Genomic DNA, 13590 nt, shown 5'->3' with positions numbered 1-13590 from the left:
ATCCGTACTTAAGGGAGATTGAGATGGTCCGCGATACGCTGTTTGGCTCGGATATGAGCTATTTTTCCGGCAAAGCTCGCGCTTACATGCGCTGGAAAGGAATAGACTTTGAGGAGATTGCTCCAACGCCTCAGGTCATGAAAGATGAGATCATCGCGCATATTGGCTGGCCGGTTATTCCTGTTCTGAAAACAGCCGCAGGCGAATATGTTCAGGATACTGCCGACATTATTGATCACTATGAGGCGGCGAGGTCCGGATTGGGCGTTATGCCAGAAGGGTCCTTACAGCGCTTTGCCTCCCTTCTGATCCAACTCTTCGCTGATGAATGGCTGACCCTTCCCGCCATGCACTATCGCTGGAACCATAATGAAGACTGGATTTATGGCGAGTTTGGCAAAAACGCTGCGCCGGACGGAACGCTGGAGCAACAGTATGAAGCCGGTAAAGCTGTTGGCTCTCGTTTCCGGGGGTTTGTGCCTATGCTCGGAATCACAGAGGATACAGCACCGGGTGTCGAACGGGCCTATGAGCAATTTCTGGCTGACTTTTCTGCTCACCTTGAAAACCTGCCATACGCGCTTGGCACCCGCGCCAGCTTTGCAGACTTTGCGCTGATCGGGCCACTCTACGCGCATCAATACCGCGATAAGTATACAGGCGCGCATATGAAGCGGACTGCCCCGCGTGTTGCTGATTGGGTCGAGCGCGTGATTGCCGGACAGGGGAAAGAGGGGGTTCTCCTTGATGGGGATGATCTTCCAAAAACGCTGTTGCCAATTTTAAAGGTACAAATGGCGGAACAGCTGCCGACCTTGTTTGCAACCAATGATCTTCTTGGCGCTTGGGCGTCCAGCGCAAAATCGGGAGATGCGGTTCCACGCGGGTTTGACATGATCCCGTTTGAAACAGGGGGAGTGAAAGGCCAGTGTATAGCGCGCAGCTTCCCGCTTTGGCGATTGCAAGCCGCTCTGGATGTCCTCTCCGGAATGAGCGCGTCTGATACAGAGCGGACAACAGCTTTTCTAAAAGCGATCGGGGGAGAAGCCATTTTGGACTATAAGCCCGCCGCAAGATTAGACCGCATCAATTATCGGCTTTGCCTCGCTTGACTTCTTAAGGCGGATCGCGCACCGGGACGGCATGGGAAAACTGACCGTTACGCGCTTTGAAGTTGAGGGCCCGGCCCTGATTGTACCTACCCGTCATGGGGATGACCGGGGCTGGTTTTGTGAGACCTGGAATGTCGCTGATTGGCAGGCTGCTGGCTTGCCAGATATTCAATGGGTGCAGGATAATGAGGCCTTCTCCGCTGCGCCCGGCACTTTGCGCGGACTGCATTTTCAGGCCCCACCCAAAGCACAGGCAAAGCTTGTGCGGTGCTTGCGCGGCGAGATTTTCGATGTTGCGGTCGATATTCGCAAAGGCTCGCCGACTTATGGGCAATCCGTGTCTGCGATTTTGACCGCTAAGGGCGGGGAGCAATTATTGGTCCCTGAAGGGTTCGCTCACGGCTATCAGACCCTGAAAACAGACTGTCAGGTTGCTTACAAGGTAAACGCGCCATACGCGCCAGAAGCTGAAGGCGGCCTGTTCTGGGCCGATGTTCAGGCCGGGATCGAGTGGCCAAAACCGGATGATGTCATCATGGCGGGCCGAGACTTTAACTGGCCGGGGCTTGCTGATCTCGATAGCCCATTTGAGGTCGCATAATGGTGGATACATCGCGCATCCTTGTAACAGGCGGACAAGGGCGTCTGGGTACAGCTTTGGCGGCCAGAGGGTGTCGCGTTTCCGGTCGGAGTGAGCTGAATATCCTCGATACTGAAAGCATCGCCCGGCGCTTGGACGATGTGCAACCGCAGCTGGTGATCAATGCTGCTGCTTACACAGCTGTTGATCAGGCCGAAACAGAGACCAAGCAGGCCTATGCGATCAATGGTGATGGGGCTGGCTGGCTGGCAGATGCCTGTCAGGCCGCAAACATTCCGGTGCTGCACATTTCCACGGACTGTGTTTTTGGTGATGCTGATCCAGCGGCGCCCAAGCGCGAGGACGAGGCTCCAAATCCGCTTTCAGTCTATGGCGCTTCCAAGCTGGAGGGTGAGCATCAGGTAAGGCGCGATGGCAATGTGATCGCGCGGGTTGCATGGCTGTTTGATAAGGGGTCAGAGACCTTCATTGGGAAAATGCTAAAGGTCGCGAAAGGGCGTGACAGCCTTTCCATCGTCGATGATGAATGGGGGCGACCAACGTCAGTTTCCGCATTGGCCGACCACCTCGTTAAGCTTGCCGATCTCATGATCGCTGGCTCTGAACCCGTTCCACCCCTACTCCATCTTGGGCCGCCTAACCCTGCCAGTCGTTATGATTGGGCGAACCGAATTTTTACTGAAAGCGCTCGACTGGGCGGGCCTGCACCCGCCTTATCCCGGGTTGGGGCAGACGCGTTTCCAACCCCAGCACGCCGACCACGCGGGCTTATTCTGGATGTATCGCTTGCAGACAGCTTAATGGGCCCGATGCCACCTTGGGGGGCATATTCGGATGCCGCCGTGGCTGACCTGATTTAGCCAAGCGCCGTTTCGTAAATCGCCTCATAGTCGGCTTGTGTGGCGGGCTTGGCATTGCCGCGGTGGGCGAGGTCAAGCAGGGCATTCTCAACAATGCCGGGACCGTCTGACATCTCCAATCCGATGGATTTGAGGTCTGATGGAATACCGATACGGGCGTTCAGGGCCTCAATGGCGTCGCCGATATTCTCATTATCTTTCAGCCCCATAGCAAACCGCAAACGCTCATACTTGTGTGGTGCGGCCTCTTCATTGAAGCGGAGAAGATGGGGAAGGAAGATCGCATTCAGGGTGCCATGATGCAGCTTCTTCTCATGCAAACGTCCCGCAGCGTGGGATAGAGCGTGGACAGAGCCGAGCCCTTTGACGAAAGCCAGCGCGCCTTCATAGCTCGCCATCATCATGTTCCAGCGTGCGTCCTTGTCGCTACCATCCGCGACCGCGCGCTCCAAAGCGCCCATGCCAATTGCGCGGGTCAGACCATCCAAAGCGATACCATCGCATGGCGGATTTTCGCTCGGCACAAGGAAGGCTTCAATACAGTGAGTAACCGCGTCCATCCCAGTCGCAGCGGTCAATCCAGCCGGAAGACCAAGCGTCAGATCAGGGTCGCAAATCGCTGTAGACGGGATCAGGTTTGGCGAAACGATCGTTTCCTTGAAGCCATTCTCAAGCGTGTTGATCAGACCCACGGAGACTTCTGAACCGGTGCCCGCTGTGGTCGGGATTGCTACAAGGGGCGGGATTTTGCCGATATATTTCGCGCCGCCTGTTCGTGCGGCATATTTCTCCAGTGTTCCGTCATGTGTGGCGAGCAGTCCGACAGCTTTAGCGAGGTCCATGGAGGAACCTCCGCCTAGCGCGATCAGGCTGTCCGCGCCACTTTCCTTATATATTTCAGTGACTTGTTTTGCCTGAGTTTCCGTTGGGTTGGCTTGTGTGTCGGCAAAAACTGCTGCGGGTTCCGAGCCCAATGCCCCTAAAATGGTATCAAGCAGCCCGACCGCTTTGATCCCAGCGTCGGTTACAATCATCGGGCGGGAAGCGCCGGATTGTTTGAGGACAGAAGGCAGGCGTTGCACTGCGCCATGGTCGAAAATACAGGTCGTCAGGAAAGACATAACGGGCATGGCGGGTTCCTCCAGGGTATCTCTAAGGGATATGGAAGGAGAGAAAGCGCACATGGGGCGCAACGGCAAGGCTGACGTTGCGCGAGAGGCTCAGGCTTGATCAAATTCTAAACCGCGTTTGCAGTTTCAAAATGCGAGCTCTCGTGTATCGTTCCTTGGAATTGGGGGTTTGGCATGGCGAAGAATCTGGATTTCTGGTTCGAGTTTGGCTCTACATACTCGTATTTGAGTATCATGCGGATCGAGACCCTAGCAGATCAGCACGGGGTAGAGGTCATATGGAAGCCATTCCTTTTGGGGCCGATCTTTGCGGCGCAAGGCTGGAGCACCTCACCCTTCAACATCTATCCGAGCAAGGGTCGGTATATGTGGCGGGATATGGAGCGCCGAGCCACGAAATATGGTCTGCCGTTCAAGCGCCCGGACCCGGATAGTAAGGACGCTTTCCCGCAGAACGGACTAGCCGCCGCGCGCCTGGCGATTATTGGCCTGGAGCAAAGCTGGGGGCGAGCATTCTGCAAGTCTGTCTTTACGGCGCAATTTGCTGATGGTCACAATATCAGTGATCGCGCATTTGTCGCGAAGCTGGCTTTGCAAGCGGGTGCGCATGAGGAAGAGGTTGAGCAGGCAAATGCCGATACCAATAAGGCTGCATTGCGGGCTCAGACGGAACAAGCGGTCGCTTTGGGTCTGTTTGGTGCGCCGAGCTTTATCGCTGGGGAAGAGCTGTTTTGGGGAGATGATCGACTTGAAGATGCCTTGGACCATGCAGAAACCCTAGAGGCCTAAGCCATGCAGCTCTATGGTACCGCTCGCTCACACTTTACACGAAAAGTCAGGCTTTTGCTTGATCATCTGGGGCACGATTACACACTGGTTGATATTGGCAATGTTGCCGATGCTGATCCTGAAGTTTTCTCGAATAACCCTCTTATGAGTGTGCCTGTTTTGCGTGATGGGGGTGTGCAACTGATCGAGTCTGATCATATCGCCGCTTATCTGGTTCGGACATATGACAGCGCCGATCAGTATAAGGTCCTCACAACGCAAATTGAGCATTTGAACGCGCGCGCAGTGTTAAACGGGGCCATGGCCGCTGAAGTGCGACTGGTTCTGGCTGAACGAACAGGCTTGGAGACAAGGACTGCAGCCTATTTTGAGAAAGCGCGTCGCGTGATCTCAAATGTGCTCGATTGGTGCGAAGAGCAGCCCGATTTGTTCTCGCCAGATACGCCGACCTATCTGGACTTTCACTTTATAAGCCTCTGGGATCACGCCAATTTCTATGAGCTGGTTGAGGGCGGCTGGCCACGCTTGCAGGACTTGGCGCGCCGGTTAAGCGCATCTGACCTGATCCAGCGCTCGGCGATTTTGGGGTAGCGATAAGGGTTGGGCTCCAGTGCTTCTCAGGATCATTCAACCCCCGCGAGTTTATGGTTAACATTGCCTGGAAATCACTATTCTATTTCACGCTTCTGGATAACGTCTTTTTAGGACGATCTGACGTTAAAACAGGTCGAGGTGTGAGTGAGGCTCATAGAATGGCGGGCATTTTAAAGACAAACCCCATTTCGACAGGCTTTATGGCCTTGATTTTGGGTGCAGCTCTGGCGGCATGTTCAGGTGGCGGCGACAGCGACGCTTCCGGGCCACCCGTCGCGCCTGCTCCGCCACCCCCTCCGCCGCCTCCGGTTTCGACTGTAGCCCTGATTGATACAGAAGCCGAAGCCGTCAAATTCCTGGCGCAAGCAGCCTGGGGTGGATCACAGACAGAGATAGAGGCTTTGCAGAGTACGCAAGCTGAAGACTGGATCGCTGCTGAGTTTGCCAAGCCGGCAAGCTATACTTTGCAGGACGTTCTGGCGCTTCCGCGGGAATCGAATGGCAACATTCCGTTCAATGCCACGACCTATCTGTATTGGGATCATTTGATCACGTCTGATGACGAGCTGCGCCAGCGTATGGCCTTCGCGCTCTCCCAGATTTTTGTTTACTCCGATATCACCGATCAATCGAAGCAAACCCGCCGGGCCTATTATCAGGATGCTCTGATCCGCAATGCCTTTGGCAATTATCGCGACTTGCTCGAGGAGGTGACCTATTCGCCAGCGATGGCATCCTGGCTGACCTATCTGCGCAATCGCAAGGGGGACGAGCGAACCGGGCGGATGCCCGATGAGAACTATGCCCGTGAAATCCTGCAGCTCTTCTCTATAGGCGTTGTCGAACTGAATATGGATGGTAGCCCCCGCTTGAATGGGCAGGGTGAGCAGATCGAGACGTATGACAATGATGATATTGTTGGCCTCGCGCGTGTCTTCACAGGGCTGACGCAGAAGGGCACGAACTTCTATCGCGCTGACGAGGATGCTGATTACCATCCTCTGGTGATGTTTGAGGATCAGCATTCACCTCTGGAAAAAACGTTTCTCGGAACGACGATACCAGCCGGAACGCTGGGCGAAGACAGCATTGATCGGGCGCTCGATGCCATCTTTGAGCATCCAAATGTTGCGCCCTTCTTTGCGCGCCAGTTGATTCAGCGCTTTACGGCCTCCAACCCTGATCCCGCCTATGTGCAGCGCGTGGCCAATGCTTTTGAAAGCGGAAGCTTTGTGGGCCCGAATGGGCGGCGGTTTGGGAGCACAGGTCGCGGTGACCTGCAGGCGACCTTGGCTGCTGTTTTACTGGACGAGACCGTTTTTGCGCCGACCTCGACGGCGCCGGGTTTGCTTGAAACAGGCAAGATCCGCGAACCGATCTTGCGGTTCATGCACTGGGTACGCGCCTTCGACGTTCAGAATATCAATTCGGCGAATGAGCATCGTTTGAGATCGACCTCTGATCCTGTGAGCGGGCTTGGCCAGCATCCGTTCCGCGCGCCCTCTGTCTTTAATTATTATCGGCCTGGCTATATCGCGCCGGGGACATTGAGCGGTGAAGCTGAGCTTACCGCGCCAGAGCTGCAAATCGTCAATGATAGTTCGGCGATCGGTTATTTTAATTTCATGACCGACTATGCTTTTGACCGAACCGGGCAGCGCGACAATTCCCTGCAAACGTTCCTGCCGGACTACTCAGATGAGCTGCTTCTGGTTGAGGACCTGCCAGCACTTGTCGGTCATCTTGATGACCTTCTGACGGGGGGGCGTATGTCTGCTGAAGAGCGCGATGCGATCGTTTTCGTTCTGGAGCCTTTGCCGATTAATACCAGCACGCCTGAAAGAGAGCAGACCGACAAGCTGCAAATTGTTCAGACGGCGGTCGCCCTGGTCCTGAACTCACCTGCATTCGCAGTCACCTGGTAATGGGAGAGCACGCGCATGGCTTACATTTCACGTAGACGCTTCCTCTCGGGTACAGGTGCACTTGGGTTTGCCTCCAGTGTTGGAGCACTGTCCAGCCTGTCGGCGGCCAAAGCCTGGGCCGCGACGGATACGAGTGGCTACAAGGCGATGGTCTGTGTCTTCCTGAAGGGGGGGATGGACCATGCCGATACGGTGCTGCCGTATGATCAGGCGTCTTATAATCAGCTTGTGCAGGCGCGTGAGGGCTTGCTTGGAGCCTATAATTACACCGATGCTGGCTCGACCCGAAACCGCGCCAATCTGCTACAGCTTAATCCGGCCAATGCAGGCAGCCTTGGCGGACGTCAAATGGCGCTGCCGCCCGAACTTGCGCCGCTGAAGACCCTGTTTGATAGCGGTGATTTGGCCATTCTGGGTAATGTCGGGCCGTTGATCGAACCGACAACGCGGGCCTCCTATGACAATGGAACCGCCCTGTTGCCACCGCGCTTGTTCTCTCACAATGACCAGCAATCGACGTGGATGTCGTTTGGGGTTGAAGGCCGACGTCTCGGATGGGGTGGACGTTTCGCCGATGCGGCACTCGCGGCTGCGCCAAGCTCTGATCCGGCCTTTGCAGCCATTTCCACTGGCTCCAACGATGTCTTCCTGTCCGGGGATAATGCCCGCCCCTATCGGGTTACATCATCAGGGGCAGCAGAGCCCTACCTGCTGAGCCGCCGCTATTATCTTGGCGGCACAAGCGGCGATGATGAGGCACGCCAGCGGATACGTGATTTTCTGGCTGGGCAGAGCTTCAATGATCGCAACATCTATGCGCAGGATATTCGTAATTCGAATGGCCGCGCGGTTGAGACAGCCGAACGCCTGCTGACAGCCAGAGAGAATGAGGGGCCATTTGCGGCACCGTTTGGCGATGACTCTCTTAGTCGGCAATTGCGGTCTGTGGCTGAGACGATCAAGATTCAGTCTTATCTGAATGCGCCGCGCCAGATTTTCTATGTGACCACGGGTGGCTATGATACCCATAACGCCCAAGCCAATGCGATTGGCGGGCTACATGCGACACTGGCCGCAGCGATCACATCATTCAAAGCGGCGATGGATGAGATCAATCAATGGAACAATGTGGCTGTCTTTACGATGTCAGATTTCGGGCGCACCCTGATCGATAATGGGGATGGCACCGATCATGGTTGGGGCGCGCACCACTTTATTGCCGGGGGCAGGGTCGCCGGAAACCGGATTTACGGCGATATTCCAAGCGCTGAACCGGACTCTGAATTCTATACGCCGAGCCGGGGGCGTCTGATCCCAACCACTTCGGTTGAGCAATATGCGGCAACGCTGGGTCGTTGGTTCGGCTTGGATACAGCGGCGCTGAATATGGCCCTGCCAAACCTTGGCAATTTCAACGGGGCTGATCTTGGCTTCATGAGCTGATCATGCCGCTACAGGTAAAGAAAAAGCCCGCACGATTGGTGCGGGCTTTTTAATATCAGACTGAAGAGGAATTTACTCTTCGGTTTTCTCTTCTTCAGCAGCCGCTTCTTCGGCTGGGGCTTCTGCTTCCTCAGCAGCAGCGGCTTCTTTTTCCGCTTTCGCAGCCTCTTTTTCAGCCTTTGCAGCAGCTTTGGCTTCTTTTTCAGCTTCCTTGCGGGCCGCTTCTTTTTCAGCTTTTTCTTCAGCGCGCTCTTTGGCTTTTGTGCCTGGCTCACCTTTTTGTGGGTTGTTGCCGTGCTCCCAAGCGTAAATCGGGGCTTTCTCGCCTTCATTGGTCATCTGGCTAAGGAAGCGGGCCACACGATCGGTTGGCTTGGCGCCTTTCTTGATCCAGTCAGCAGCCTTTACGCCATCAATCTTGACGCGGTTTTCGCTGTCTTTTGGCTGGCGTGGATCATAGGTGCCGATCTTTTCAATGAAGCGACCGTCGCGAGGCATGCGGCTGTCAGCAACAACAACAGAGTAGAAAGGGCGTTTTTTTGACCCGCCGCGGGCGAGTCTGATTTTGAGGGCCATGGGTATCTCCTAGGTGTTCGGCGTCTTCAAATTTTTTGCTCGGGGCTGCGCGCTGGCAGAGCCAGCGGCCCCTGCGCCTTCGCCTTGCTCGTGATTGGCAAGACGAGGGAATTTCGGGGTGCGGGGTGAGAAGATCATTCTTGATCCTCCCGGATTTTTTCGTGGTGACGGATGACTTCCGCCACGATGAAATTCAGAAATTTTTCGGCAAAGACCGGGTCGAGGCCACTGGTCGTTGCAAGGCTGCGCAGGCGCTCAATCTGTCGCGCCTCACGCGCCTTGTCGGCGGGCGGCATATCGTTTTCGGCTTTCAGTTTGCCGACGGCCTGCGTGACCTTGAAGCGCTCGGCGAGCGTATGCAGCAGGATGGCATCGAGATTGTCGATGCTAGTGCGGTATTGTTCGAGTTGGTCGAGTGGGGAGGTCATCTACTTCTTCCCCTCGATTTCATTTGCTAGTGCCCAAGCCTCTTGATGCCACGATCGCGACAAAAACTTTGGCTTTCTTTTCCACCAGTTTTTCAATTCAGCTTTAGACTTGAGCCATTCATGCCGAAGAACCAGTTGTGTTCTCCAAACCAGATCCATAGCTGAGGCCTGCCTACTCGGCATGGGCTCATCGATTTCTGCAACTTGATGAAGGACTTCTAAGAGCTCTTTATGCTCTTTGGGATTTAGGAGTAGAGTAACGTAAATCACTGATTGATAGAGTTCACGGCCAACTTTGGGATCACCATCTGGATATGTATCGCTTTTGGAATGCTCCAACTTCACCATTAGTGTCACGACATCGGTAATTCGCGACCTTAGCCTCTCGATCCAATCGATCCTGTTTGTCGCTACTTTATGCCAACCAGTCTGAGCATAATTTAATAGTGTAGCGACAGCTGCTATTACAGCGGCCGTTAGCGTTAAGTACTGCACTAGGGTTGGAGTAGATTCCATCACTTCTTCCCCCCAAGGCCCGGAATGTTTGGCATACCGCCGGGCATGCCCGGTGGGAGGGCAGCGCCTTTGCCCATTTTGGCGATGTCGGCGGGGTTCACCCCGGCCTGGCCCATCATATTCATCATGCCCTTCATGCCGCCTTTGGACATTTTCTTCATCATGCCCGCCATCTGCTTGTGCATTTTCAGCACCTTGTTGACGTCGGACACTTCAACGCCCGCGCCCGCGGCGATGCGCTTGCGGCGGGAGGCATTGAGAAGGGCAGGTTTGGCGCGCTCTTTCTTGGTCATGGAGGAGATGATCGCCTCCTGACGTTTCAGGACTTTGTCATCCATGCCGGACGCGTCGAGCGCGGCTTTGGCTTTCTTGGCACCGGGCAACATGCCCATGATGCCGCCGAGGCCGCCCATTTTCTGCATCTGTTGCAGCTGCTGGGCGAGATCATCGAGGTCAAACTGACCCTTGGCCATTTTCTTGGCCATCTTCTCGGCTTTTTCGGTGTCCATCTGGTCACCGGCCTTTTCAACCAGTGAAACGATGTCACCCTGACCAAGGATACGGCCCGCAAGGCGTTTGGCGTCAAAGGCATCAAGACCATCAAGCTTTTCACCCGTGCCGAGGAATTTGATTGGCAGCCCGGTAACCGCGCGCATGGAAAGCGCGGCACCACCGCGTCCGTCACCATCCATCCGGGTGAGGACAAGGCCGGTCAGCGGCAGACGCTCATGGAAGCGTTTGGCTGTTTCAACCGCGTCCTGACCCGTCAGAGAGTCAGCAACCAGAAGCGTCTCGTTCGGATTTGCGATTTTCGCAATCTCCGACGCCTCGGCCATCATCTGTTCATCAATGCTGGTCCGGCCCGCAGTATCGAGGAAGAGGACATCATGGCCACCGAGCTTGGCGGCTTGCAGCGCGCGGCGGGCAATCTCTGCCGGGCTTTGATCCTTGATAATCGGCAGGGAGGAGACGCCTTCACCGACTTGGGTCGCAAGGATGGCGAGCTGTTCCATCGCAGCGGGGCGGCGCGTGTCGAGCGAGGCGAGCAGGACTTTTTTCTTGTCACGCTTGGCCAGACGCATGGCGATCTTGGCGGTCGTGGTGGTTTTACCAGAGCCTTGCAGACCCGCCATCATGATCACGGCGGGCGGATTATCAACGCGCAGACCGGTCTCAATGTCTTCCCCGCCAAGCAGGTCGACCAGACCATCATGGACGATTTTAACGACTTGCTGGCCGGGTTTGACCGAGCGGATAACCTCTTCGCCAACCGCTTTATCTTTGATGCTGGAGATGAAGTCTTTGACGACCGGAAGGGCAACGTCGGCCTCAAGCAGGGCCACGCGAATTTCGCGCAGCGCAGCGGTAACGTCTTTCTCTGACAGCGCACCGCGCCCGAGCAATCCGTCAAATACCCCGCCAAGGCGGTCCGTTAGCGCGTCAAACATCGCGTCTCTCCTTTTGCCAATCTCGCATAAGGGCAAGATAGGCGCTCAAACCATCAACACAAAGCAGTAGCGCCCCACTGAGCGAAACCTCGCCGAGTGGGGGACATCGCCGGGCTCCAGTCCCGGTCAACGCGCGCTGTGTCTAATTGCGCTGATTTGCAGGGGCCTAAAGCACGGGTGGTTCAGGAAATCAAGTCCGGGCTGTGGCGAGGGCCTCTTCCAGCCGTTCAATGGTTGCATTGGCTTCATCGCGCAGCAGGGACAGGACGACAACGTCGACCCAGGTGCCATCGGCGAGCTTGTGATACTGGCGCAGGACACCCTCACGGACCGCGCCGCGCCGTTCGATCGATTCAATCGCGTGCGTGTTGGGGGCTTCGATCAGCCATTCGATCCGCTTGGCGCCCCATTTTATCGCGCGCTGGATCATGAGTAGCTTGATCGCATCATAAACGCCCTTACCGCGCAGGCTTTCTTCAATCCATGTATAGCCAATGCCGACGCGGCGATGAATGCGACTGGGCCCAAGGAATGCGGTGACCCCGACAAAGCGATCATTGTCACGCGGATCAAGGATGGCGAGCGCGTAATCAGTGCCGTCTTTCGCGCAGCGCAGCATGTAATCGAAGTAAACGTCAAACCCGGCACCGCGCTGAATAGCGGGCATGGAAATCCACATATGCGCAACCGCATCTGTGGCGCGCAGGGCCTCGCGATGTGCCTCGCTCAAAGGTTCGAGGCTGATCACAGAATTGCTGAGGCCAGGTGCGGTCAGGTCCATAGTTCGAATGTGACAGCGCCGCGCAGGGTTTCAAGTAAAACTTTTAGATGACGCTCTCGGCCTGAAGCACGCGGGCAACGGCGTTGATCACCGCGGCAATGCGCAGGCTGGTCTGAATCTGTTCGCTGGTCAGACCATGCTTGCGCAGCTCCGCTTCATGCGCATCCAGGCACATGCCACAGCCATTCACGGCAGACACCGCCATGGAGTAAAGCTCAAAATCGGCTTTCTCGATGCCGGGCGCTCCAATAACGTTCATGCGCAGCTTGGCTGGAAGCGTGCCATAAACGTCTGCCTTCATCAGGTGTACCGAGCGGTAATAGATATTGTTCATGCCCATAATGGCCGCAGCCGCCTTGGCGGCTTTTGTTGCTTCAGGGCTAAGCTTGTCTGCGACTTCCCCGCTAATGCCTTTAACGATATCTGCTGTGCCAACCGCATAGGCGCAAGCCAGCGCGCAACCATACTTTTGTTGCTCGCTGAGAATGGTTTCATTCATCAGGGACCCAAGGTTGAGTTTCAGATCCTTGGCATAGTCAGGCAGGGCGGATTTCAGATCGGCAATAGACATGGGCGCGGCTCCTTTATCGGTAGCAGGCAGAATGGACATTTGGGAAAGAAAATAGCCCCGGCAGATCTTTAAGGGGGGAGGGAGGAGATCTGCCAGGGCTGCGCATCTCTGGCGACGGGGCTTGAGGGGGGATCAATTGCCGCCAGATGCGTTTTTTGTAAGAGAGACGCCTCTTTTACAGAGTGTCGCCGCCTACTGGACGGTTACATGGGCAAAGCTCATCAGTTTGCAAGGCGTCAAGCACGCGCAGGGTGTCCTGTGGGTTGCGGCCAACGTTCAGGTTCGTGACGTAAACGTGCTGAATTTCATTGTGTGGATCGACCACGTATGTCGCGCGATAGGCAACACCTTCAGCAGCATTGCGCACACCGAGGCCATCAACCAGAGAGCCATTTGTGTCGGCAAATTGCCAGATTGGCAGTTCTTTCAAATCTTCGTGATCACGGCGCCAGGCGAGCTTTGTGAACTCATTATCAGTTGATCCACCAAGAACAACAGCGTCACGATCATCGAATTCTTCGCCAAGGCGAGCGAATTCTGCGATTTCGGTTGGGCAAACGAAGGTGAAGTCTTTTGGGTAGAAGAAGATGACCTTCCACTTGCCCTCAAAGCTGTCCTGGGTCAGCGTCTCAAACGCGCTTTCGCCATTCTCTTCGTGTTGCATGAATTTCGGTTTGACACCCGTGATTTTGAAGTCGGGCATTTTGTCACCAATTCCGAGCATGGTGCATCCTTTCTGGGAGGTTATAGAAGTCTTTAGAGAGCTTTTGCTCTAAGCCAGCGTATGGCGCGAATTGTGCGGTGCCGCAAATTGAG

At 55.5% G+C, this 13590-nt stretch carries 16 protein-coding genes; 7 read left to right on the top strand and 9 right to left on the bottom strand.

Annotation, left to right across the window (positions count from 1 at the left end; genetic code table 11):
• Positions 1 to 23 precede the first annotated feature (23 nt).
• From RYZ27_RS13640 to RYZ27_RS13630, 3 genes are read left to right on the top strand one after another with little or no spacing between them, the layout of a single operon-like run.
• Positions 24 to 1112 (top strand): glutathione S-transferase family protein, encoded by a 1089-nt coding sequence (locus tag RYZ27_RS13640; protein WP_406680077.1) that lies wholly within the window; start codon positions 24 to 26, stop codon positions 1110 to 1112.
• A 31-nt stretch (positions 1113 to 1143) separates the two neighbouring features.
• Positions 1144 to 1713 carry a dTDP-4-dehydrorhamnose 3,5-epimerase gene (rfbC, locus tag RYZ27_RS13635; protein ID WP_406680076.1) on the top strand — a complete coding sequence of 190 codons (570 nt, stop codon included), beginning with the start codon at positions 1144 to 1146 and terminating at the stop codon, positions 1711 to 1713.
• A complete protein-coding gene (locus tag RYZ27_RS13630; RefSeq protein ID WP_406680075.1) occupies positions 1713 to 2573 on the top strand; it encodes an SDR family oxidoreductase in 861 nt (286 codons plus the stop codon). The genes rfbC and RYZ27_RS13630 overlap by 1 nt, the downstream gene beginning before the upstream one ends.
• On the opposite strand, the gene RYZ27_RS13625 is transcribed toward RYZ27_RS13630, so the two are convergent.
• Positions 2570 to 3703, bottom strand: a complete 1134-nt coding sequence (locus tag RYZ27_RS13625; RefSeq protein WP_406680074.1) for an iron-containing alcohol dehydrogenase — start codon at positions 3701 to 3703, stop codon at positions 2570 to 2572. The genes RYZ27_RS13630 and RYZ27_RS13625 overlap by 4 nt on opposite strands.
• Before the next feature lie 174 nt (positions 3704 to 3877).
• Here RYZ27_RS13625 and RYZ27_RS13620 point away from each other — a divergent pair, with 174 nt between their 5' ends.
• The 4 genes from RYZ27_RS13620 (at position 3878) to RYZ27_RS13605 (ending at position 8454) form a co-directional block, all read left to right on the top strand.
• Positions 3878 to 4492 carry a 2-hydroxychromene-2-carboxylate isomerase gene (locus RYZ27_RS13620; protein ID WP_406680073.1) on the top strand — a complete coding sequence of 205 codons (615 nt, stop codon included), beginning with the start codon at positions 3878 to 3880 and terminating at the stop codon, positions 4490 to 4492.
• Between the two features lie 3 nt (positions 4493 to 4495).
• Entirely contained in the window at positions 4496 to 5083 is a 588-nt protein-coding gene (locus RYZ27_RS13615; RefSeq protein ID WP_406680072.1) for a glutathione S-transferase family protein, read from the top strand.
• 203 nt (positions 5084 to 5286) lie between these two features.
• Complete coding sequence (locus RYZ27_RS13610) at positions 5287 to 7011, top strand: DUF1800 family protein (RefSeq protein WP_406680071.1); 1725 nt, start codon at positions 5287 to 5289, stop codon at positions 7009 to 7011.
• Positions 7012 to 7026: 15 nt separating this feature from the next.
• Positions 7027 to 8454: a DUF1501 domain-containing protein gene (locus RYZ27_RS13605; protein WP_406680070.1), complete on the top strand. Its 1428-nt coding sequence runs from the start codon at positions 7027 to 7029 to the stop codon at positions 8452 to 8454.
• Between the two features lie 72 nt (positions 8455 to 8526).
• Here RYZ27_RS13605 and rpsP read toward each other — a convergent pair whose 3' ends face one another.
• The 8 genes from rpsP to RYZ27_RS13565 all read right to left on the bottom strand — a co-directional run bounded on the left by rpsP (position 8527) and on the right by RYZ27_RS13565 (position 13498).
• Positions 8527 to 9030: a 30S ribosomal protein S16 gene (gene rpsP / locus RYZ27_RS13600; RefSeq protein ID WP_406680069.1), complete on the bottom strand. Its 504-nt coding sequence runs from the start codon at positions 9028 to 9030 to the stop codon at positions 8527 to 8529.
• A 9-nt stretch (positions 9031 to 9039) separates the two neighbouring features.
• Positions 9040 to 9168, bottom strand: a complete 129-nt coding sequence (locus RYZ27_RS13595) for a hypothetical protein (protein WP_406680068.1) — start codon at positions 9166 to 9168, stop codon at positions 9040 to 9042.
• A complete protein-coding gene (locus RYZ27_RS13590; RefSeq protein ID WP_406680067.1) occupies positions 9165 to 9458 on the bottom strand; it encodes a chorismate mutase in 294 nt (97 codons plus the stop codon). The genes RYZ27_RS13595 and RYZ27_RS13590 overlap by 4 nt, the downstream gene beginning before the upstream one ends.
• Entirely contained in the window at positions 9459 to 9974 is a 516-nt protein-coding gene (locus RYZ27_RS13585) for a hypothetical protein (RefSeq protein ID WP_406680066.1), read from the bottom strand.
• Entirely contained in the window at positions 9974 to 11422 is a 1449-nt protein-coding gene (gene ffh, locus RYZ27_RS13580) for a signal recognition particle protein (protein WP_406680065.1), read from the bottom strand. Before ffh ends, RYZ27_RS13585 begins: the two co-directional genes overlap by 1 nt.
• Before the next feature lie 190 nt (positions 11423 to 11612).
• Positions 11613 to 12203, bottom strand: a complete 591-nt coding sequence (locus RYZ27_RS13575; RefSeq protein WP_406680064.1) for a GNAT family N-acetyltransferase — start codon at positions 12201 to 12203, stop codon at positions 11613 to 11615.
• A 43-nt stretch (positions 12204 to 12246) separates the two neighbouring features.
• Positions 12247 to 12774 (bottom strand): carboxymuconolactone decarboxylase family protein, encoded by a 528-nt coding sequence (locus tag RYZ27_RS13570; RefSeq protein WP_406680063.1) that lies wholly within the window; start codon positions 12772 to 12774, stop codon positions 12247 to 12249.
• 175 nt (positions 12775 to 12949) lie between these two features.
• Positions 12950 to 13498 carry a peroxiredoxin gene (locus tag RYZ27_RS13565; protein ID WP_406680062.1) on the bottom strand — a complete coding sequence of 183 codons (549 nt, stop codon included), beginning with the start codon at positions 13496 to 13498 and terminating at the stop codon, positions 12950 to 12952.
• Between the last annotated feature and the right edge of the window lie 92 nt (positions 13499 to 13590).

Source organism: Hyphomonas sp. FCG-A18 (assembly GCF_045287255.1).
In the GTDB taxonomy this organism is placed as follows: domain Bacteria; phylum Pseudomonadota; class Alphaproteobacteria; order Caulobacterales; family Hyphomonadaceae; genus Henriciella.
Note: the sequence above shows the minus strand (reverse complement) of the source record. Positions and strands in the feature narration are given on the sequence as shown.

Coding starts and splice junctions, on each gene's coding strand:
- RYZ27_RS13630 (WP_406680075.1), top strand. CDS start 1,713: ATGGTGGATACATCGCGCATCCTTGTAACAGGCGGACAAGGGCGTCTG.
- ffh (WP_406680065.1), bottom strand. CDS start 11,422: ATGTTTGACGCGCTAACGGACCGCCTTGGCGGGGTATTTGACGGATTG.
- RYZ27_RS13570 (WP_406680063.1), bottom strand. CDS start 12,774: ATGTCTATTGCCGATCTGAAATCCGCCCTGCCTGACTATGCCAAGGAT.
- RYZ27_RS13640 (WP_406680077.1), top strand. CDS start 24: ATGGTCCGCGATACGCTGTTTGGCTCGGATATGAGCTATTTTTCCGGC.
- RYZ27_RS13610 (WP_406680071.1), top strand. CDS start 5,287: ATGGCCTTGATTTTGGGTGCAGCTCTGGCGGCATGTTCAGGTGGCGGC.
- rpsP (WP_406680069.1), bottom strand. CDS start 9,030: ATGGCCCTCAAAATCAGACTCGCCCGCGGCGGGTCAAAAAAACGCCCT.
- RYZ27_RS13605 (WP_406680070.1), top strand. CDS start 7,027: ATGGCTTACATTTCACGTAGACGCTTCCTCTCGGGTACAGGTGCACTT.
- RYZ27_RS13590 (WP_406680067.1), bottom strand. CDS start 9,458: ATGACCTCCCCACTCGACCAACTCGAACAATACCGCACTAGCATCGAC.
- RYZ27_RS13615 (WP_406680072.1), top strand. CDS start 4,496: ATGCAGCTCTATGGTACCGCTCGCTCACACTTTACACGAAAAGTCAGG.
- RYZ27_RS13625 (WP_406680074.1), bottom strand. CDS start 3,703: ATGCCCGTTATGTCTTTCCTGACGACCTGTATTTTCGACCATGGCGCA.
- RYZ27_RS13620 (WP_406680073.1), top strand. CDS start 3,878: ATGGCGAAGAATCTGGATTTCTGGTTCGAGTTTGGCTCTACATACTCG.
- RYZ27_RS13565 (WP_406680062.1), bottom strand. CDS start 13,498: ATGCTCGGAATTGGTGACAAAATGCCCGACTTCAAAATCACGGGTGTC.
- RYZ27_RS13585 (WP_406680066.1), bottom strand. CDS start 9,974: ATGGAATCTACTCCAACCCTAGTGCAGTACTTAACGCTAACGGCCGCT.
- RYZ27_RS13595 (WP_406680068.1), bottom strand. CDS start 9,168: ATGATCTTCTCACCCCGCACCCCGAAATTCCCTCGTCTTGCCAATCAC.
- rfbC (WP_406680076.1), top strand. CDS start 1,144: ATGGGAAAACTGACCGTTACGCGCTTTGAAGTTGAGGGCCCGGCCCTG.
- RYZ27_RS13575 (WP_406680064.1), bottom strand. CDS start 12,203: ATGGACCTGACCGCACCTGGCCTCAGCAATTCTGTGATCAGCCTCGAA.